Annotated in this window: 17 protein-coding genes and 1 riboswitch; of the genes, 8 read left to right on the top strand and 9 right to left on the bottom strand. The window is 69.0% G+C overall.

Annotated elements, in window-relative coordinates; translation table 11 throughout:
* Positions 1-2 precede the first annotated feature (2 nt).
* Positions 3-1,046 carry an NlpC/P60 family protein gene (locus ACFXJ8_RS27665; protein ID WP_379646887.1) on the bottom strand — a complete coding sequence of 348 codons (1,044 nt, stop codon included), beginning with the start codon at positions 1,044-1,046 and terminating at the stop codon, positions 3-5.
* A gap of 5 nt (positions 1,047-1,051) precedes the next feature.
* A riboswitch (cyclic di-AMP (ydaO/yuaA leader) is annotated at positions 1,052-1,200 on the bottom strand.
* A gap of 275 nt (positions 1,201-1,475) precedes the next feature.
* Here ACFXJ8_RS27665 and ACFXJ8_RS27660 point away from each other — a divergent pair.
* The 6 genes from ACFXJ8_RS27660 (at position 1,476) to ACFXJ8_RS27635 (ending at position 9,332) form a co-directional block, all read left to right on the top strand.
* The gene (locus ACFXJ8_RS27660) at positions 1,476-2,045 is read left to right on the top strand and encodes an amino-acid N-acetyltransferase (protein ID WP_379646886.1); all 570 of its coding nucleotides are present in this window, start codon (positions 1,476-1,478) and stop codon (positions 2,043-2,045) included.
* Between the two features lie 86 nt (positions 2,046-2,131).
* Entirely contained in the window at positions 2,132-3,427 is a 1,296-nt protein-coding gene (locus tag ACFXJ8_RS27655) for an RDD family protein (RefSeq protein WP_379646885.1), read from the top strand.
* A gap of 97 nt (positions 3,428-3,524) precedes the next feature.
* On the top strand, positions 3,525-4,022 hold the full coding sequence (locus ACFXJ8_RS27650) for an RDD family protein (protein WP_379646884.1): 498 nt from the start codon (positions 3,525-3,527) through the stop codon (positions 4,020-4,022).
* A gap of 389 nt (positions 4,023-4,411) precedes the next feature.
* Positions 4,412-4,744, top strand: a complete 333-nt coding sequence (locus ACFXJ8_RS27645) for an Lsr2 family protein (protein WP_358137658.1) — start codon at positions 4,412-4,414, stop codon at positions 4,742-4,744.
* Positions 4,745-5,056: 312 nt separating this feature from the next.
* Positions 5,057-7,558 (top strand): ATP-dependent Clp protease ATP-binding subunit, encoded by a 2,502-nt coding sequence (locus tag ACFXJ8_RS27640; RefSeq protein ID WP_379646883.1) that lies wholly within the window; start codon positions 5,057-5,059, stop codon positions 7,556-7,558.
* An 844-nt stretch (positions 7,559-8,402) separates the two neighbouring features.
* Complete coding sequence (locus tag ACFXJ8_RS27635) at positions 8,403-9,332, top strand: TIM barrel protein (RefSeq protein ID WP_379646882.1); 930 nt, start codon at positions 8,403-8,405, stop codon at positions 9,330-9,332.
* 43 nt (positions 9,333-9,375) lie between these two features.
* Here ACFXJ8_RS27635 and ACFXJ8_RS27630 read toward each other — a convergent pair whose 3' ends face one another.
* Positions 9,376-10,242, bottom strand: coding sequence for an A/G-specific adenine glycosylase (locus ACFXJ8_RS27630; RefSeq protein ID WP_379646881.1), 867 nt, complete (start codon positions 10,240-10,242; stop codon positions 9,376-9,378).
* A 67-nt stretch (positions 10,243-10,309) separates the two neighbouring features.
* Here ACFXJ8_RS27630 and ACFXJ8_RS27625 point away from each other — a divergent pair, with 67 nt between their 5' ends.
* Positions 10,310-10,999, top strand: coding sequence for a hypothetical protein (locus ACFXJ8_RS27625; RefSeq protein ID WP_379646880.1), 690 nt, complete (start codon positions 10,310-10,312; stop codon positions 10,997-10,999).
* Between the two features lie 243 nt (positions 11,000-11,242).
* Here ACFXJ8_RS27625 and disA read toward each other — a convergent pair whose 3' ends face one another.
* The 7 genes from disA to ACFXJ8_RS27590 form a co-directional block, all read right to left on the bottom strand.
* Positions 11,243-12,328: a DNA integrity scanning diadenylate cyclase DisA gene (disA, locus tag ACFXJ8_RS27620; protein ID WP_379646879.1), complete on the bottom strand. Its 1,086-nt coding sequence runs from the start codon at positions 12,326-12,328 to the stop codon at positions 11,243-11,245.
* Positions 12,329-13,065: 737 nt separating this feature from the next.
* Positions 13,066-14,478, bottom strand: a complete 1,413-nt coding sequence (radA, locus tag ACFXJ8_RS27615; RefSeq protein ID WP_379646878.1) for a DNA repair protein RadA — start codon at positions 14,476-14,478, stop codon at positions 13,066-13,068.
* A gap of 23 nt (positions 14,479-14,501) precedes the next feature.
* Complete coding sequence (locus ACFXJ8_RS27610) at positions 14,502-16,472, bottom strand: zinc ribbon domain-containing protein (protein ID WP_379646877.1); 1,971 nt, start codon at positions 16,470-16,472, stop codon at positions 14,502-14,504.
* Complete coding sequence (locus tag ACFXJ8_RS27605) at positions 16,469-16,621, bottom strand: hypothetical protein (RefSeq protein ID WP_379646876.1); 153 nt, start codon at positions 16,619-16,621, stop codon at positions 16,469-16,471. The genes ACFXJ8_RS27610 and ACFXJ8_RS27605 overlap by 4 nt, the downstream gene beginning before the upstream one ends.
* A gap of 292 nt (positions 16,622-16,913) precedes the next feature.
* A complete protein-coding gene (gene trxA, locus ACFXJ8_RS27600) occupies positions 16,914-17,219 on the bottom strand; it encodes a thioredoxin (protein WP_379646875.1) in 306 nt (101 codons plus the stop codon).
* On the bottom strand, positions 17,200-17,589 hold the full coding sequence (locus ACFXJ8_RS27595) for a MerR family transcriptional regulator (protein ID WP_379646874.1): 390 nt from the start codon (positions 17,587-17,589) through the stop codon (positions 17,200-17,202). Before ACFXJ8_RS27595 ends, trxA begins: the two co-directional genes overlap by 20 nt.
* 45 nt (positions 17,590-17,634) lie before the next feature.
* Positions 17,635-18,333: a class I SAM-dependent methyltransferase gene (locus ACFXJ8_RS27590; RefSeq protein WP_379646873.1), complete on the bottom strand. Its 699-nt coding sequence runs from the start codon at positions 18,331-18,333 to the stop codon at positions 17,635-17,637.
* Between the two features lie 37 nt (positions 18,334-18,370).
* Here ACFXJ8_RS27590 and ACFXJ8_RS27585 point away from each other — a divergent pair, with 37 nt between their 5' ends.
* On the top strand, positions 18,371-19,180 hold the full coding sequence (locus ACFXJ8_RS27585; RefSeq protein ID WP_379646872.1) for a sugar phosphate isomerase/epimerase family protein: 810 nt from the start codon (positions 18,371-18,373) through the stop codon (positions 19,178-19,180).
* Positions 19,181-19,196 lie beyond the last annotated feature (16 nt).

Raw genomic sequence — 19,196 nt, 5'->3', positions numbered from 1 at the left:
CTTCAGTCGGCGATCCGTACGGCTCCCGCGAACGGCCGGTTGGCGATGGAGGCGATCCGGACGACGTCGCCGGTGCGGGGCGCGTGCACCATCATGCCGCCGCCGATGTAGATGCCCACGTGGTGCAGGTCGCTGTAGAAGAAGATCAGATCGCCGGGGCGCATCTGCTCGCGCGTGATGTGGGTGCCAGACGTCCACTGGTCGCCCGTGTAGTGCGGCAGGCTGATGCCGACCCGCTGGTAGGCGGCCATGACCAGGCCGGAGCAGTCGTAGGAGCTCGGGCCCTCGGCGCCCCACACGTACGGCTTGAGCTGCTGCGTCAGCGCCCAGCGCGCGGCGGCTGCCGCCTTGCCGCTGCCGACGATCGGCAGGTTGACCTTGGTGGCGCGGGTGCCGGGCCGCCCGGCCTCGCCGAGCGCGCGCCTGAACAGGCTGCTCTCGACCTTGGCCACCATGGAGGAGATCTTGTCGCGCCTGCCGTCCAGGTCGTCGACGAGCTTCTGCACCTCGGCCAGGCGTGACTTGGCCGTCGCCCTGGCCTGCTCGGCGGCGGCGATGGACTCGGCGAGCTCCTTGACCTCCTGGCCCTGCTGCTGGCCGAGGGCGTAGGAGGTGGCGGCGGCGTCGAGGAAGGCGTCGGGGTCGGCGGAGCTGGCGAAGGCGAGGCCGTTGGAGAAGCCGCCGGTCATGTAGGTGCTCTCGGCGAGGATCGTGGCCCGCGCGCGTTTGGCGGCCAGGTCGGCCTCGCTGGTGGCCAGGATCTTCTTGGCCTTCTCCGCGGACTTCTTGACGCCCTTGAGCTTCTCGCGCTGGCCGTTGTACTGCTCGGTGAGCGTCTCGATGTCGTTGTGGAGCTTCTCGACCTGCTCGGCGAGCTCCTTGAGCGTGGGTTTGGGGTCGGCTGTGGCCGTACCGAGTGGCGTGGTGAGGGCCAGGACGGCCATCGCGGCGCCCACGATCGCGAACCGCATCCGGCGGGAACCGGGTTCGTGGGGGCGGGCGTGCTCGCCCGCGGACTTCCCCTCGCGGCTGCGCCTGCGCTTCACCAACCAGCTCCTCTCGTAGTCGCCGACCGGGTTAGCTGACGGGTTCGGGCCGGAGCAGCCCTACCGAGCGTGGCTCGGACTCACCCCTTGGCGACTGGCGGCCGCCGGCGGGTCCCCGGCTCCCCGTGTTGGGGGGATTAGGCGCGCCCCCACGCCTTGGCGCGCGGGGGACATCGTCGGTGGACACTAGTGCAAGCAAGGTTCGTGCTCAACCAGAACTGCCAATCCAGTAGAGGACGCGCATCCAAAGGATCACGGACAGATCACGCAAAAGCCCGATCGACCAGGGGATTGCAAAGCTTTTACCGAGATTCGCGAAGGTTTGTCGGGTTTGTCGTGCAGGGATGCGTAACGTGCTCGCCCAGCCACAGTGAGTCATGTGACGGTAGTTAAGGGTGGGCCGAAACGAGCTAGGTACGCTGAAGGGCCATGGAGCAGGTCGTCGAGCGCACAATGCAGGACACCGAGATCGTCGTACGGCGGGCCCGCACGCCGGACGTCAGGTCGATCAGACGCCTGGTCGACATCTACGCGGGAGCGGGCCGCAAGCTGCTGGAAAAGGCCACGGTCACGCTGTACGAGGACGTCCAGGAGTTCTGGGTCGCCGAGCGCGGCGGCCAGGTCGTCGGCTGCGGCGCGCTCCATGTGCTCTGGGAGGACCTCGCCGAGATTCGCACGGTCGCCGTGGACCCCGCCGTCAAAGGTTCAGGAATCGGTCACCGTATTGTTACCGCGCTCGTGGCAGCGGCCCGTGACCTGGGGCTTCGCAGGGTCTTCTGTCTGACGTTCGAGGTCGACTTCTTCGCCCGGCACGGCTTCGTGCCGATCCAGGGGACACCGGTGTCGCCCGAGGTCTACGCCGAGTTGCTGGCCTCCTACGACGAGGGTGTGGCCGAGTTTCTCGACCTCGAGCACGTCAAGCCCAACACCCTTGGCAACACCAGGATGTTGCTCCATCTGGACGCAGTTGACTATGGGGTTGACCAAGGGGAAAGGTGATTGTTGATACTCATGTCGATACGTTGGGCAACAGCAAGCATGTGTCCTGACATGTGCCACATGCGCCATCGAAGCGAGGTGACACGGTGAGCACTGGACAGCCGCCGTATCCGCAGGATCAACCTGATGACAATTCCGGATACGGTCAGCAGAACGCGGGACGCCCGGGCGAGCAGCCCGATCCTGACGTGACGGTCGTGGGCTACCGCCATGAGGGCGGCGGCTACGGCCAGCCGCCCCAGGGCCAGCCCGACTACGGCCAGCAGCAGGGCCAGCAGCAGGGCTACGGCCAGCAGCAGCAGGGATACGGCCAGCAGGGCTACGGTCAGGGTCAGCAGCCCGGCTACGGCCAGCCCTCTGGCCAGCAGCCCCCCTACGGCCAGCCCGGCTACGGGCAGCAGGCGGCCTCCTCTGGCCAGCAGCCCGGCTACGGCCAGCCCGACTACGGTCAGCAGCCCGGTTACGGCCAGCAGCAGGGCCAGCAGCCCGGCTACGGTCAGCAGCCTTCCTACGGCCAGCCTGAGTACGGCCAGCAGCAGGGCTACGGCCAGCAGGCCTCCTCGGGTCAGCAGCCCGGCGGCCAGCCCGACTACGGTCAGCAGCCCGGCTACGGCCAGCAGCAGGGCCAGCAGCCCGGCTACGGGCAGCCCGCGTCCGGCCAGCAGCCCGGTTACGGTCAGCCCTCGGGACAGCAGCCCGGGTACGGCCAGCAGCCCGGCTACGGGCAGCAGGGCCAGTCGCAGCCCGGCTACGGCCAGCCGTCGCCCTACGGGCAGCAGCAGCCCTACGGCCAGCCCGGCTACGGCCAGCAGCCCGCCTACGGGCAGCCCGCCTACGGTCAGCCCTACGGGGCGCCGGCCGGAGTGCAGCCGCCCGGCGCGCCCGCCCCGCTCGCCGAGTGGTGGCAGCGCCTGGTCGCCCGCATCGTCGACGGCGTGATCTTCGGAATCGTCTGGTTCGTGCTGGGCATCATCCTGGCCATCATCTTCGTGGCCACCTACGACCTCAGCACCGGCGCCACGAGCGGCCTGAGCACGATCGTGGTGTCGGCGATCGCAGCGGTCGTGGCGGCACTGGCCTACGTGGCCTACGAGTTCCTGCTGACCAAGTCCAAGGGCCAGACTCTCGGCAAGATGGTCATGGGCATCAAGATCGTCCCGGTCGGGGGCTCCGTGCCTCCGGGTGGCCTGTCCAGCGACGTCGCCCTCAAGCGGGCGGGCGTCACCTGGGGTGGCGTCATCCTGAATGCGGTGCCGGTGGTCGGCGGGCTTCTCGCTTTCGCCGCCGTGGGCGTCAACGGCGCTTCCCAGCTCTGGGACAAGCCGCTGCAGCAGACCTTCGCCGACAAGGTCGCGGGAACTGTGGTCGTGAAGATCAAGTAACCGTATACGCGGGAAAACGGGGGCCGGCTTGACGCCGGTCCCCGTTTTCGTGTCTTGGCCCTGTAATCGCCGTCGGCGCTCGTACAGAATGGGGCTTATGGTCGCGCCGCCGCCGGGCGTGCGGGCCGTACCGGCTGATTGGTGGGAACGGCTCGTCGCGCGAAGTATTGAGGGCCTCGTGGTCGGGGTCTTCTATTACATTCTGTTCATCGCGGCCTGGGCCTTGTGGCGGACTGTAGGGTTGCTGGCCGTCTATGGCGACTGGCTGCCCGGGTTCTCGGCCTGGCTCGTCGTCGGGCTGGCTTATGCGGGCTATGACTGCCTGGCTCATTACCGGCGGCGCCGTACCTTCGGGAAAGCGATCATGAAAATTAGGCTGGCGCCCGCGCCGGGGCGGCGGCTGTCGCTGGCGGATCTGTCGAAACGCGCGCTCCTCTATCCCGGGCCCTTGGTGCTGGTGGAGATTCCTGTCGTCAATCTCGTTGTGGGAATCCTCGTGTTCGCCGTGGGGCTGTCTATCTTGATCGACAAGCCCTTGCAGCGGGGGTTGCACGACAGGTGGGCGGGTTCCTTGATGATCAAAGACCCTCGCTGAAGTGTGCATCTACCCCCAGACGCCGATTTTTCAGGATTTTCCGGGCGATCGGGTAAGAACTCTGGAGAGACTGGCATTAGGCTAGGTCCCACACCCCGCCAGGTGGTCGCCGTCTTTGGGGCGCTATCGTCGGGGCGGAGAGTCGACAACAGCCGTGGCCCGTCCGCCAGCGGGCGGCTCGTGCATAAAGGGCGCGTCTCCCACAAACCCCATGAGGCGGAGTGGGGGCGGAATGCAGCCGTCGGGCGTCGTCCAAACAGGACGGCTCCGCGGGAACCAGATCTGACTCCTCGGTCAGGGAATCCGCGAAGCGCTGAATTGTCTCGTCGCCTTTTCGGGTATATGTTTGGCGTGACAATGAAACAATGCTCCGGGAAAGGATTCCGTAGATGGCCAAGCAGATCCAGGAGATTCTCATCGATGACCTCGATGGGGGCGAGGCCAATGAGACGGTCAGCTTCGCCATTGACGGAGCGTCCTATGAGATTGACCTCAGCGACGTTAACGCCAAGAAGCTGCGCGACGCGCTGACCCCTTTCGTGTCGTCCGCTCGCAAGTCGGGCGCCGTTGCCGCCCGTCGCCGGGTGCGCGGTGGTGCGCGTTCGATGAGCCGTGAGAAGAGCTCCGAGATTCGGCAGTGGGCCAAGGCCCACGGCCTCCAGGTCAGCGAGCGGGGCCGCATCTCCTCCGCGATCGTGGAGAAGTACGAAGCAGCCCACTGACATCATGCGCTTATGCCGATCGCCTTGAACCCCGGAGGTCGCCATAAGCGCATGATCCTGTTTGCCCGTGATAACCGGGCAGGTCGCGTGGGCGATGATCTGCGCGTCAAACGTCGTTCGCTTGCGGCGTATCGGGAACACAGCACCCCCAGTAGGTAGTTGGATGGAGGGTGAACGCCCTGCTCTCGGGGAACGTCTCTGCTATAGAGCGTGTCAGCGGCAAGAGGCATGGTTCGCCGAGCCAGGGCTAGCATGCGGGAGGACGGGACCGGATTTACCGGCCTGACTGACCGCTCTGTGAGGAGCGACGAGATGTTCGAGAGGTTCACCGACCGAGCGAGGCGGGTTGTCGTCCTGGCCCAAGAAGAGGCCAGGATGCTCAACCACAACTACATCGGCACTGAGCACATTCTTCTTGGCTTGATCCATGAAGGTGAGGGCGTAGCCGCCAAGGCTCTGGAGAGCCTCGGCATCAGCCTTGAGGGTGTGCGTCAGCAGGTCGAGGAGATCATCGGCCAGGGCCAATCGGCTCCGTCGGGGCACATTCCGTTCACCCCGCGGGCCAAGAAGGTTCTTGAGCTGTCGCTCCGTGAGGCTTTGCAGCTGGGTCATAACTACATCGGCACCGAGCACATCCTGCTCGGGCTCATCCGCGAGGGTGAAGGTGTGGCAGCCCAGGTGCTGGTCAAGCTTGGAGCCGATCTCAACCGTGTGCGGCAGCAGGTCATCCAGCTGCTCCACGGCTACCAGGGCAAGGAGCCGGCCGCCGCGGGTGGCCCGCAGGAGTCCGCGCCTTCCACTTCCCTGGTGCTCGACCAGTTCGGCCGCAACCTGACCCAGGCCGCCCGCGAGGGCAAGCTGGATCCGGTCATCGGCCGTGAGAAGGAGATCGAGCGGGTCATGCAGGTCCTCTCCAGGAGGACCAAGAACAACCCCGTTCTCATCGGCGAGCCCGGCGTCGGCAAGACCGCCGTCGTCGAGGGCCTGTCGCAGAAGATCGTCAAGGGCGAGGTCCCCGAGACGCTGAAGGACAAGCAGCTCTACACGCTTGACCTCGGCGCGCTCGTGGCGGGCTCCCGCTACCGCGGTGACTTCGAAGAGCGCCTGAAGAAGGTGCTCAAGGAGATCCGCACCCGCGGCGACATCATCCTGTTCATCGACGAGCTGCACACGCTCGTGGGTGCGGGTGCCGCGGAGGGCGCGATCGACGCCGCCAGCATCCTGAAGCCGATGCTGGCCCGCGGCGAGCTGCAGACCATCGGCGCCACCACTCTCGACGAGTACCGCAAGTACCTCGAGAAGGACGCCGCGCTGGAGCGCCGCTTCCAGCCGATCCAGGTGGCAGAGCCGTCGCTCAGCCACACGATCGAGATCCTCAAGGGTCTGCGCGACCGCTACGAGGCGCACCACCGCGTGTCCATCACTGACGACGCGCTGGTGGCCGCCGCGCAGCTGGCCGACCGCTACATCAGCGACCGCTACCTTCCCGACAAGGCCATCGACCTCATCGACGAGGCCGGTTCCCGGATGCGCATCCGCAGGATGACCGCTCCGCCGGACCTGCGCGAGTACGACGAGAAGATCGCCAACGTCCGCCGCGACAAGGAGTCCGCGATCGACGCGCAGGACTTCGAGAAGGCGGCTGCCCTCCGCGACCAGGAGAAGCAGCTCCAGCTCAAGCGTGAGCGCCGCGAGAAGGAGTGGAAGGCCGGCGACATGGACGTCGTGGCCGAGGTCACCCAGGAGCTCATCGCCGAGGTCCTGGCCACCGCCACCGGCATCCCGGTCTTCAAGCTGACCGAGGAGGAGTCCCAGCGCCTGCTCCGCATGGAGGACGAGCTCCACAAGCGGATCATCGGCCAGGACGACGCCATCAAGGGCCTGTCGCGGTCCATCCGGCGTACCCGCGCCGGTCTGAAGGACCCGCGCCGTCCCGGCGGCTCGTTCATCTTCGCCGGCCCCTCGGGCGTCGGTAAGACCGAGCTGTCCAAGGCTCTGGCGGAGTTCCTCTTCGGCGACGAAGACGCTCTGATCATGCTGGACATGTCGGAGTTCATGGAGAAGCACACCGTCTCCAGGCTGTTCGGCTCCCCGCCCGGCTACGTCGGGTACGAAGAGGGCGGCCAGCTGACCGAGAAGGTGCGGCGCAAGCCGTTCTCCGTGGTCCTGTTCGACGAGATCGAGAAGGCCCACCCCGACATCTTCAACTCGCTGCTGCAGATCCTGGAAGACGGTCGCCTGACCGACGCCCAGGGCCGGGTGGTCGACTTCAAGAACACGGTCATCATCATGACCACCAACCTCGGTACCAAGGACATCTCCAAGGGCATCGGGGTCGGGTTCGCGAAGTCCAACGACGCGGACTCCAACTACGACCGGATGAAGTCGAAGGTCCAGGAGGAGCTCAAGCAGCACTTCAGGCCCGAGTTCCTCAACCGTGTCGACGACATCGTGGTCTTCCACCAGCTCACCATGAACGAGATCATCAAGATCGTCGATCTGATGCTCGCCATGGTGGACGCGCGGCTGAAGGACCGCGACATGGGGCTCGACGTCTCGCCCGCCGCCAAGCAGCTGCTGGCCGACCGCGGCTACGACCCGGTGATGGGCGCCCGTCCGCTCCGCCGTACGATCCAGCGCGAGCTGGAGGACTCTCTGTCGGAGAAGATCCTGTACGGCGAGCTGCGTCCCGGCCAGGTGGTCAAGGTCGACATCGAGGGCGAGGGCGACAACGCCAAGTTCACCTTCACCGGAGAGACCGCCTCGCGCGTTCCCGACTCGGCCGCCGCCATCGCGGAGCCGATCCAGAACTAGCGCAGGGGTTTTCCGCCGGGCCCGCGTGGAACTTCCACGCGGGCCCGGCGTCTTTCTCCGTTCCGGGCCACACCGACTTCTGTTTCGGGATCCGCCGAGCCGCACTCACCATCCACTCCTCAGGACCGCTGCCCACCGTGATGGTGTCCCGCGTAATCCGCCGGCCGGGGTGCGGGGCCGAGGTGAGGAGCCGGGCCTGCGTCGCGTGCTGGTTGATCGCCTTGTGACGACATGCGGATTGATCACCTGGTGATATCCGCCAGTCTGTACGGCAAGCCGGTCTGGCGCCTCCGTCCGGCACGTGGTTCCGTCCGCCGAAGGCGCGCCGCCCAGCAGGACTTCGCCTCCCGCCGCAACGGCGCACGTGAGGCCCTACAGGACCTGGGTTCCCTCCCGCTACGGCTACGCGCGGTCGTACAGGGCTGCTGCTACCGGGACGGCGTATGCCGGGCCGTACAGGACTCGGCTTTCTCCCGCCACGGTGTACGCCGGGCCGCACAGGCCGCGCTCCCGCCGGGGTGGCGTGCGCCGGGCCGTACGATGTCGGCTTTCTCGAACGGGTCCCGGCGCCAGGCGGACGGCGGGCGCATCGGTTTGATGTCAGATTGGTGACTCCAGGTGGAGATCGGCTATACCGCCACCGGAAGTAGTACTACAATTCGTAGAGCAAAGCCTGCCAAGTCCCGCACAAGTGACCCACAAGAAGGCGTCCCTACGTTGGGGCTCATCCCTGAGGCGTAGTCAGGAATCAACTCAGGGCGGACGCGGAGGACCCCGTCGGGCGGGCAAGCTCGGCACGTCCGGGCGATGGACACAACCCCAGTGCAAGCCGTGGAGGAAGCCGATGCGCCTGCGTCACGACGACGGAACGCTCGTTCACTTGGCCTACAACGCCGGCGTGCACCCCGCGGAGGACCTCGAGAACCTGATCGCCCATCTGACCCGCTACGCCGTGCCGGTGCGCAAGCGCCTCGGCGTGGAGCGGATGGGCGTCGGGCTGTGGCTCTCACCCGCCGTGGCCGACCACCTGGTCGCCGACCGCATCGAGCTCGTACGGCTGCGCCGTTCCCTCGACGAGCGCGGTCTCGAAGTGGTCAGCCTGAACGGCACCGGCGGACGCAACCAGGAAGTCCCAGGTCCCGACTGGGCCAAGCCCGAGCGCTACCGCTACACGATGGCCCTCGCCAAGATTCTCGCGTTCCTGCTGCCGGAGGACGTGCGGTTCGGCAGCATCTCCACCATCCCGATCGGCTGGCGTCGCGACTGGCCCGCCGACCTGCACTCCATCGCCACCCGTCGGCTGGAGCGCCTGGCTCGCGAGCTGCGCGGCATCCACAGCGTCACGGGGAAGACGATCAGGGTGGGCTTCGAGCCGTGGCCCGGGTGCGTTCTCGAGACGACCGAGCAGGCCCTTGAGCGGGTGGGCGGCATCGACTCCGAGCACCTCGGCGTGTGTCTCGACGCCTGTCACCTCGCGTGTGGTGGCGGCGAGGAATCCGGCGCCGCGCTGCGTGGCCTGGCCGAGGTCGGTGCGCCCGTGGTCAAGCTGGGACACGTTCACAACCACACCGACACCGGCGCGGTCCTGCACGACACGCTGACGGCGATCCTGTCGGGCGCGGTGAACGGCACCGCGCACATCGAGGTCGAGACCCACAACCTGGCTGTGCCGGGACGCGCCAAGGGGCCGGGGGCGTTGGTGTCGCTGCTGGCCGAGGAGCTCGACTGGGCCCGCACCAACCTCACCTCCCTGGGTCTCCAACTGGCCGCCTGACCGGCGAACTGTCGACCGGGCGAGGGCCTGGGGCGAGGGTCGGTCAGGTGGGGAGGCGGTAGGTGCCGTCGGCCAGGACTTCGGCCAGGCCGTCGGTGATCAGCCCGTCGAGGGCGCGTTCCCGTTGGATCGGTTCGTCCCAGACCGCGTCGAGCGCCGTTTTCGGGACCGGGCCGTGGGCCGCGCGGAGTACCGCCAGGAGGCGTCCCCTGCACTGTCGGTCGGTGCCGTCGTACGTCTGTCCCTTGCGCGCTTGGCCGGGTGGTTTACCCGCGAGCCGCCACGCGCACTGCGCCTGGACGGGGCACCGCTCGCACTGGGGGCTGCGTGCCGTACAGACCAGGGCGCCGAGCTCCATCACCGCCACACCCCACACGGGCGCGCCCACGGCGGGCAGCAGGTCGTGGGCGAGGCGGCGTTCGGCGGCCGTGGTGGCGGTCGGCGGGTACTCCTCCGCGCGGACGGTTCGCCCCAGCACGCGCCGGACGTTCGTGTCGAGGACCGGGTGGCTGCCGCCGAAGGCGAAGCTGGCGACGGCGGCGGCGGTGTACTCGCCGATGCCGGGCAGGGCGAGCAGCGTGGCGTGGTCGGAAGGCACCTCGCCGCCGTGCTCGGCGGTGATCGCCTTGGCGCAGGCGTGCAGGCGCAGCGCCCTGCGCGGGTAGCCGAGGCGGCCCCAGTGGCGTACGGCCTCGCCGGGGGGTTCGGCGGCGAGGTCGGCGGGAGTGGGCCAGCGGTGCATCCACTGTTCCCACACCGGCAGGACGCGGACGACGGGGGTCTGCTGGAGCATGATCTCGCTGACCAGGATTCCCCAGGGGGCGGCGTCGTGGCGACGCCAGGGGAGATCGCGGGCATTGTCCGCGTACCAGTCGAGAATCGGCTCTCGTAGGAGGTTCGGGTCGGCCACCCGCTCAGACTAGTGGGTTACGGCGTGTCGTCACCCTCCGTGCGCGCGTCATCAGCATCCTGTGAGTATGGATCCGGATACCCTGCGTGGCGGCACTGGGGATGTCTACTGGCGTCGGCGGATGACCGTACTCGTCGCGGTGCTGGTCGTGGTGGCTTTCGTCGCGTGGGCGTGTTCGGCCACGGGTGGGCCGCAGCACGCCTCGAACGCCGAGAAGGCGGCGACGCCGTCGGCGGAGCCGGTGCTCGCGGGGTTGCCGTCCGTGACGATGACGCCGACGCCGAAGCCGTCGAAGGCGCGTGTCACGGCTTCGCCGTCGCCGTCCCCCTCGCCATCGCCGACGCAGACGCAGCGGGTGCGCAGGGCGGGGATGCCGTGCGAGGAGAAGGACCTGGTGCTCAACCTGGAGCAGCGGCAGGAGGTCTACTCGTCGCAGACGCAGCCGACCTTCATGCTCACCCTGGTCAACACCGGCCCGGTGATGTGCACGGCCGATGTGGGGCCGCGCGCGATGGAGATCCGGATCACGTCGGGCAGCGACCGCGTGTGGTCGACGTCCGACTGCGTGAGCGGCGACGGGGTCGAGATCCGCAAGCTGGAGCGGGGCATCCCATACGTTCGCAGCCTCGACTGGGATCGCCGCCGGTCGGGCGCGGACTGTTCGGGCGAGCGGGCCGCCGCGCTGCCGGGCACGTATGTCGCGGTGGTGCGGACGGGCGGCATGCGCAGCCGCAAGGCGGTCTTCCACCTCCGCTGACCCCAGTCTCTCGCCGGGGTTCGGTGGGTCTCCGGGCTCGTGGGGTCTCTGGGCTTGCCGGGGGACGGTCTCGTGGCGGTCTCGTGGGAGAAGGTGGTCGCTGGGCAAGCGTTTCCGGGGGCTCCGCAAGGCCGCCGTCTCTTGTGATGAGGGGGCGGTGTGGGTTCGAGACCATCCGGGCCACGCGGCACCACCGTGTTCCGGTGGGGAGTCAGGAAACGGCGCCGGGTCAGTGTGGCAGGGTCACACGTAGCGTTCGAGGATGCTGGACTCCGCCAGGCGGGACAGCCCCTCGCGCACGCTCCTGGCCCTGGACTCGCCGACTCCGCCCACCGCCTGGAGGTCGTCGACGCTGGCCGCCAGCAGCTTCTGCAGCCCGCCGAAGTGGTCCACCAGCCGATCGACGACCGCCGCGGGGAGCCGGGGCACCTTCGCCAGCAGCCGGAACCCGCGCGGGCTGACCGGGCTGTCGAGCGTCTCGTTCGCGCCGCGTCCGAGCACCTGCGCCACCGCCGACAGGTCGAGCAGCTCGCTGGCCGACAGCTTGTCGAAGTCGTGGAGGATGTCGCTCACCTTGCGCTTGGTACGCGCCGACGAGGCGGGAAGGTAGTCGCGCACGATCAGCTCACGGTCGGAGTCGACGCCCGCGACCAGCTCGTCGAGCTGCAGGGACAGCAGGCGGCCGTCGGTGCCGAGCTCGACGACGTAACCCTGGATCTCCTCGGAGATCCTGCGCACCATCTCGAGCCGCTGGGCGACGGCGGCCACGTCGCGGACCGTCACCAGGTCTTCGATCTCGAGGGCGGACAGGGTGCCGGAGACCTCGTCGAGGCGGTGCTTGTAGCGTTCGAGCGTGGCCAGGGCCTGGTTGGCCTTGGATAGGATGGCCGCCGACTCCTCCAGGACGTAGCGGATGCCGTCGAGGTAGAGGGCGATGATCCGCATGGACTTGCTGATCGCGATGATCGGGAAGCCGGTCTGCCTGGCGACGCGCTGCGCCGTACGGTGCCTGGTGCCCGATTCGTCGGTGGGGATGGAGGGGTCGGGCACGAGATGGACCGCCGCCCGCACGATCTTGTGATTGTCGTGGCGCACCACGATCGCGCCGTCCATCTTGGCAAGCTCGCGCAGCCGCGTCGCGGAGAACTCCACGTCGAGCTCGAACCCGCCGCTGCACAGCTCCTCGACTACGCTGTCGTAGCCGAGCACGATGAGCCCGCCCGTCTGGCCGCGCAGAATGCGCTCCAGACCGTCTCTCAGCGGAGTGCCGGGAGCAACCGAGGCGAGGGCTGTACGACGACGGTCGTCAAGACTCCTGTCGTTTGCCACCTGACCCCCGTGTCCTATTCAAATCCAGCTTACCGGCCAACCTGTGTGCCGCACCCGCAGTCTCACCAACCCCACCCTCATCGTGGAGCGGCCCTGCGCCGGGCATGCCTTTCCCGCAGGACAGACCGCGTTTCCCGCAGGACAACCTCGCCTCCGTCTCCCGGCGAACCGCGGCCAGTGCGACGGCCGCCGTCAGTGCGACGCCCGCAGTCAGTGCGACGCCCGCAGTCAGTGCGACGCCCGCAGTCAGCGCGACGCCCGCAGTCAGTGCGGCGCCCCGCTGGCGAGACGACCGACCCGGAGTCAGGCGACCGACCCGGAGTCAGGCGACCGACCCGGAGTCAGGCGATCGGCCCGCTGTCGGTGCGATCGAACCGCGGTCAGGGTGCGATCCGCTGTCACGGCGACGACCCTCCGCCGTCCGTACGGCAAGCCGACGATAGGCCACCGTGGTCCGCCGGTGCCGCGCCGTCCATCACGCTACTGCGGGCCCACGGGGCCGGCCGCCGTTACGTCGGATCCCATGGACCGCCCTCCTCCTGCCCCTTCCACGCGAATTCATCACCTCTCATGACGATGCGGAGCACGACGGGCGTCGCCCTGTCCGCGAAGTCGTTATCCAACCGTTGCCGTGATGAACCGGCAGGAGGCGGCCGGGGCAGACTACGCGCGCCCGCCCGTGGACCACGGTTGAAGGTTGTCGCGACGATCGACCGAGGGGGCTGGGTCAGGGTGGGTCAGGTGACGTGGGTGAGGGCGTCCCAGACGTTCTCCGCCTCCATCACCTCGAACCCCGGCGCGAACGCGACCGGCCCGACGGGGACGAGCGCGCGCTGCTCGCCGGGACGGCGGCGGCCGCCTTCCTCCAGCGAGCCGCGCGGGACGAGCGCCCGCTTGAATCCCAGCCGCGCGGCCTCCGACAACCGGCGGCGGACGTCGCGCACGGGCCTGAGCTCGCCCGCCAGCCCCACCTCGCCCAGCGCGATGAGCCCTTGGGGGAGCGGCTTGTCGCCCGCCGCGCTGGCCACGGCGAGCATGACCGACAGGTCGACGGCGGGATCGGCGAGCTTGATGCCGCCGACAGTGGCGGTGAAGACGTCGCATCCGCCGAGCCTGGCGTTGAGCCTGCGTTCGAGGACGGCCAGGATCATCTGCACCCGGTAGGGGTCGAGGCCCGAGGAGGTGCGGCGGGGCTGCTGGGCCTCGGTGCGCGCGACCAGCGCCTGGACCTCGGCGGGCAGCGGCCTGGTGCCCTCGACGGTGACGGTGACGCAGGTGCCCGGCACGGGCTCGCTGCGGCGGGAGACGAACAGGCCGCTCGGGTCGGTGATGCCCTCGATGCCGCGTTCGTGAAGGTCGAAGCAGCCGACCTCGTCGGTCGGACCGAACCTGTTCTTGATCGCGCGGACCATGCGCAGCCTGGAGTGGCGGTCGCCCTCGAAGCTGAGCACGACGTCGACGAGGTGCTCGAGCGTGCGCGGGCCCGCGATCGAGCCCTCCTTGGTGACGTGGCCGACCAGCACGGTGGCCATGTTGCGCTCCTTGGCCAGCCGTACGAGATTGGCGGCCACCTCCCGCACCTGCGTCACGCCGCCGGGAACGCCCGTGGCCTGGGCGGAGCCGACGGTCTGCACCGAGTCGACGATCAGGAGCTGGGGCTGGACCTTCTCCACGTGGGTCATCAGCGCCGACAGCTCGGTCTCGGCGGCGAGGTAGAGGTTGTCGCGGATCGCGCCGATGCGGTCGGCGCGCAGCCGGACCTGGGCGGCCGACTCCTCGCCCGTGAGATAGAGGACGGTGGCCCGCTCGGCGATGCGCGCCGCGGCCTCCAGCAGGAGGGTGGACTTGCCGATGCCCGGCTCGCCGGCCAGCAACAGGACCGCCCCGGGGACCAGGCCGCCGCCGAGGACCCGGTCGAGCTCGCTGACGCCGGTGGTGCGGGCGGCCGCGATCTCCGCCTTGACGTCACCGATGGGTACGGCGGGGCCGTTCGTGGCGCCGGGCTGCACCACGTTGACGCCCGCTCTGGCGCCCTCCTCGTCGACCGTGCCCCACGCCTGGCACTCGCCGCACCTGCCGACCCACTTCGTGGTGCGCCAACCGCACTCGGCGCAGCGGTATCCGGGCTTCTGTGCGGTCTTCGGTGCCATGCCGAGCAGGCTAGCGTCTCAGATCAGTTTAGGGATCCTATGTCAGACATAGTCTCTGACACGGGTTCTGCCCACCGTGGCGGGGTGGCGTGAGCGTGCAGGTGGAAGCCCGCGCCCAGTGCTACCCCGCGTGGCCGGTGTCGGGGGATGGGTGTGCTGATCGTTGTCACGCCCTGGTGCCGATGGGCTGCGCGGGGCAGCCGGATCCGGCCCGTTGGTGCGTGTCCCTCCGGACGCTGGCCCGCCGGACCCGAAGGTCCGATGGGGGAGGGTGCCCCGTGTCGCCTGGGCGCGGGGCGTGTTGGCTGGTGCCGGGTGGGGCCGGTCTTGGACCGGTCGCTCCGGCTGGTCTTCGTGGGGGTGATGACGGCGCGGGTTTCGAGCTCGTCCACCACCGTGCGGATGGACATGACATTGCTGGCGCGGTCGACGACGGTGGTGGCCTGGTGGGTGAGGCCGCGGGCGGCGATGCGTCGCCACGCGCCGTGGTCGCGGTCGCCCTGCCAGCCGCATGCGGGGTTGGGGCAGCTGGCCCATTTCCAGCCGGGTGTGGTGGGCCGGTCGGGGGCCTTGCGGTGTCGCAACACCTCCAGGCATTGCAGGCAGTGCTTGGAGGTGTCGCGCGCCGGGACGGTCACGACGGCGATACCTGTCTCGGCGGCCAGGTGCCGTATACGGTCGGCGATCTGCCCGCGCACCTGCTGGGACAGGCGGGTGTTGTGGGTGCGGCCCATACCCTTGGCTTCCATCGACCGCAGGTCCTCGACGTAGATGACGCTCGCCTTGGCGGCGATGGCCTGATCAACGGTCCAGCGGGCGGCGGCCCAGGCCAGAGCGTCGTTGAGGTTCGACCGGCGGTCGGAAACGTGCCGGATCTCCTCGGCCAGGACCGTGTGTGTGGCGGTCAGCGGGTGCTGTTCGTCTGCGCCGATGAGCCGCTGGTAGTGGTCGGCCTTGGCGTGCAGGCGCTCGGACAGGCGGCGCAGCCGGTGTTGTTTGGCCAGGATTCCCGCGGCGCGGAACTGAGCCCCGGCCCCGATGGTGGTGATACGACCGTCGTCGTGCAGGCGTGCCGCGCCCGCGCTGAGCAGGGTGTTCAAGCCCCAGTCCACGCCGAGCGCGATCGTGTGTCCGGTGCGGGCGGTCTGGGGGACGGCGTGGGTGTAGGCGAGATCGGCCCGCACCCGGCCGGCGTGGATGCGCAGGGTGGGCAGGTGCAGCACCGCCGAGGCCGGGATCGTCGGCGGTAGCGTGATCGGGCAGGCGACCCATGTCCAGTCCTGGTAGGAGCGCGGGTCCGGCCGGGTGGGCAGTTGGAGGCGCACCAGGGCGCGGCCGGATGTGTCGGCGCGTTCGATGGTGGCCTGCTGCCGGTCGCAGGCCGCCAGCAGCAGCATGCGTGCGACGCGGGGCGCGGCTTCGAGCTCGTACACATCGACCGGCAGCCGCCCGTCCTTGCGGGCGAAGGCGGACACCTGCCGGGTGCGGGACTTGATCACACTGGACGGCAGATGCTGCCCGCCGGGCACCGCCTGACGTACCCGGTCCCACTCCTCGGCGATGCGCTCGGCTGGGTCGGCGGGCCAGGTGGCCAGGACACCGGCGGTCAGGTCGGCCCGCCATTTCGCCGCCCGCAGAGCGCGCCCGGCCTGCTCCTGGGCCATGCGGACGATCCGGTCGTTGACCCGGATATCTTCCGCTGCGGTCACGGTCCAGCCCAGGCGGCGCAGCGCCATCCACGCGTTCGACGGCAGCTTCCTGCCGCCCGCGTCGATCCCGCAGGCCAGCATGTCAACGTCGCAGGTGTTCCAGTGCTCGACGGTCAGCGCGCTGACCATGCCGGACACCAGATCCATACACCAGCCCACACGTTCGGCCAGCGCAGTGGCAGACAGCAGTTCGCCGGTCTTCTCATCCACACCGGTACGCAGCAGAGCGGGTGCGCACGCGGTGCGGCAGGTCTCGCCATCGGCGAGCGGGAGTTTCCGGCTCACGCGCTATGACCGCTGTCGGGGTACTGGCCTGTCGCTGCGAGCAGCCGGTTGCGGGCCTGCGCGCTGCGCATCCCGTGCAGGCGGGCCGTGAGCGTCATCGGGTGAACACCCGGACACTTGGTGGCTTTGGACGTGCACAGCAACTCCATGAACAGAACGATACATAAGCAACACTAGGAGTAACCAGTAAAGTCGATGAGCCTGCACCGCCGACAATCCGCCGCACCCCGATGAGCACACCCCAGGCGGCACATCGGTCACACCTTGGACGTCACGGCGGTCAGCCCCCGGGGACCGCGGGCGGGCGTCTTCCCGGTCGAACGGCCCGGCTGGACGGCCTGGCGGGTGTCTTTGGTCGGGCGGCCCGGCCGCGCTCTCTCCGCCTCGGCGACCGGAGAGGGGCGTCGGGCGGGTCTGGGCCGGGAGTGCGGCCGGATGGGCTCAGGTGAGGCCGAGTTCGGCTTCCAGCAGGCGCTTGGGCTTGGCGCCGACGACCTGCTTGACCGGCTCGCCGTTCTCGAACAGCAGCAGGGTGGGGATGCCCATCACGCCGTACCGCGTCATGATCTCGGGGTTCTCGTCGGTGTTGAGCTTGCCGATGGTCAGCCCGTGCTCCGCCTCGATCTGGTCCAGGACGGGCGCCACCATCCTGCAGGGCCCGCACCACTCGGCCCAGAAGTCCACCAGGATCGGCTCGGAGCTCTTGAGCACGAGCTCCTCGAAGTTGTCAGTCGTCAGCTTGATCATGTTGCTCCTTCGCGAAACATCCCGGGCAGGCGGCGGTGAGCTGCCCCGCCACCTCAGCGCGCCTGGCCAGCAGGAGGCGGATCTCGTCGTCGATCTCGGCCAGCTTGCGCTGGTAGACCGCGACGGACTCCGCGCACGAGGCGCCCGTCGCGTGGCCCGCGCGCAGGCAGTCGACGAACGGCCGCGCGTCTTCGAGCGTGAACCCGACGGTGAGCAGCGAGCGGATCTCGCTGACCAGCTTCACGTCCTCGGCGCTGTACTCCCGGTAGCCGTTCGCTTCCCTGCGCGCGCTGAGCAGCCCGTGCTGCTCGTAGTAGCGCAGCGAACGGGCGCTCACGCCGGTTCGTTCGGCCAGCTCTCCGATCCGCATGCCCCCCACGCTAAACGTTGACGCCGGTGTCAAGGTCAAGCCGGGTCAGAAGTAGCGCCAGCGCAGGACGTTGGGGTAGGCGAGCTCCACCCCGCTCGTCTCCCTGATCGCCTCCTCGGCCACCTCGGGCGTGAACTCGATGCGCAGCACCGCCTCGAGGTCGGCTCTGCGCTCGAAGACCATCCGCAGGTCGAGTTCGTCGCGCTTCCAGCCCTGCCGCGACCAGAAGTTCTCCACGTCCTTCGGGGAGTAGGTGGGCACCGTCCGGTGGAACCACCTGCCGAACGATCCCCTGGAAGCGTCGAGGTCGATCACGAACGCCGCGCCGCCCCGCCGTACCACTCGGGAGAGCTCGCGCAGCCCCGGCTCGCAGCCTGGCCCGAAGAAGTACGCCCACCGGGCGACGGCCACGTCGACGCTCGAGTCGGGCAGCGGCAGCGCCTGTGCGGTGGCGGCGTGGACGGTCACGTTGGCCAGCGCGGAGCAGCGGCGGCGGGCCAGGCCGACCAGGTCGCCGTGGGGTTCGACGCCGATCACCGAGGCGGCGGAGGCGGCCAAGGAGGGCAGGTGGTAACCGCTGCCGCAGCCGATGTCGAGCACGGTCGCGCCGTCCCATGGGCGGATCGCGCGCATCGCCGCGTTCGCCGCGCCGTCGGGGTCGACCGCGCGGTTCTCCAGCTCGTAGATCGTGGGGGTGTTCCAGATGTTGGGGCTGGGGATGGCTCCGTGGGCGATGCGCGGCATGAACCCCACCGTACGGCCTCGCGCGTAGGCTGGCAGCGTGGCAGATGTCATCCGCGTGCCCAATGCGAAGATCGCATTGTCCACGGCTTCGGTATATCCGGAACGTACCCCTGATGCCTTCGAGCTGGCCGCGCGTCTCGGCTACGACGGTGTGGAGATCATGGTGGGGGCCGACCCCGTCAGCCAGGACATCGACGTGATCGAGCGGCTGTCGGACCACTACCAGGTGCCCGTGCTGGCGATCCACGCGCCCTGCCTGCTGGTGACCCAGCGCGTGTGGGGGCGCGACCCGTGGGCCAAGCTGCTCAAGGCGCAGAAGGCGGCCGAGCGGCTCGGCGCGCAGACGGTCGTGGTCCACCCGCCGTTCCGCTGGCAGCGCGACTACGCGCGCGACTTCGAGAACGGCCTGGCCAGGATGCGCGAGGAGACCGAGGTGGCCTTCGCGGTGGAGAACATGTTCCCGCTGAAGGCGCGGGGCAACGACGTCGTGCCGTACTCACCTGACTGGAACCCGATCGACTACGCCTTCCCACAGGTCACCCTCGACCTGTCGCACACGGCGGTGTCGGGCTCCGACGCGATGGAGATGGCGGTCAAGCTCGGCGACAGGCTGGCGCACCTGCACCTGGCCGACGGCCTCGGGGTGTCGAACAAGGACGAGCACCTGGTGCCCGGCAGGGGCAACCAGCCCTGCGCGCCGATCCTCGAACGGCTGGCGAACACCGGGTTCGACGGGCTGGTGGTGCTGGAGATCAACACGCGCAAGGCGGTCAGCCGTACCGAGAGGATCGACGACCTGGCCGAGGGGCTCGCCTTCGCCAGGCTGCATCTCGCGGCGTCCGGATGAGCGGCGTCCGGATGAG

The sequence above is a fragment of the Nonomuraea sp. NPDC059194 genome (assembly GCF_042754765.1).
Taxonomy (GTDB): Bacteria; Actinomycetota; Actinomycetes; order Streptosporangiales; family Streptosporangiaceae; genus Nonomuraea.
Note: the sequence above shows the minus strand (reverse complement) of the source record. Positions and strands in the feature narration are given on the sequence as shown.

What these genes read in the sequence shown, in the direction of transcription:
- ACFXJ8_RS27650 (WP_379646884.1), top strand. Translation starts at nt 3,525, where the DNA reads ATGGTCGCGCCGCCGCCGGGCGTGCGGGCCGTACCGGCTGATTGGTGG.
- ACFXJ8_RS27625 (WP_379646880.1), top strand. Translation starts at nt 10,310, where the DNA reads ATGGATCCGGATACCCTGCGTGGCGGCACTGGGGATGTCTACTGGCGT.
- ACFXJ8_RS27660 (WP_379646886.1), top strand. Translation starts at nt 1,476, where the DNA reads ATGGAGCAGGTCGTCGAGCGCACAATGCAGGACACCGAGATCGTCGTA.
- ACFXJ8_RS27590 (WP_379646873.1), bottom strand. Translation starts at nt 18,333, where the DNA reads ATGCCGCGCATCGCCCACGGAGCCATCCCCAGCCCCAACATCTGGAAC.
- radA (WP_379646878.1), bottom strand. Translation starts at nt 14,478, where the DNA reads ATGGCACCGAAGACCGCACAGAAGCCCGGATACCGCTGCGCCGAGTGC.
- ACFXJ8_RS27635 (WP_379646882.1), top strand. Translation starts at nt 8,403, where the DNA reads ATGCGCCTGCGTCACGACGACGGAACGCTCGTTCACTTGGCCTACAAC.
- ACFXJ8_RS27640 (WP_379646883.1), top strand. Translation starts at nt 5,057, where the DNA reads ATGTTCGAGAGGTTCACCGACCGAGCGAGGCGGGTTGTCGTCCTGGCC.
- trxA (WP_379646875.1), bottom strand. Translation starts at nt 17,219, where the DNA reads ATGATCAAGCTGACGACTGACAACTTCGAGGAGCTCGTGCTCAAGAGC.
- ACFXJ8_RS27595 (WP_379646874.1), bottom strand. Translation starts at nt 17,589, where the DNA reads ATGCGGATCGGAGAGCTGGCCGAACGAACCGGCGTGAGCGCCCGTTCG.
- ACFXJ8_RS27645 (WP_358137658.1), top strand. Translation starts at nt 4,412, where the DNA reads ATGGCCAAGCAGATCCAGGAGATTCTCATCGATGACCTCGATGGGGGC.
- ACFXJ8_RS27605 (WP_379646876.1), bottom strand. Translation starts at nt 16,621, where the DNA reads ATGGAGTTGCTGTGCACGTCCAAAGCCACCAAGTGTCCGGGTGTTCAC.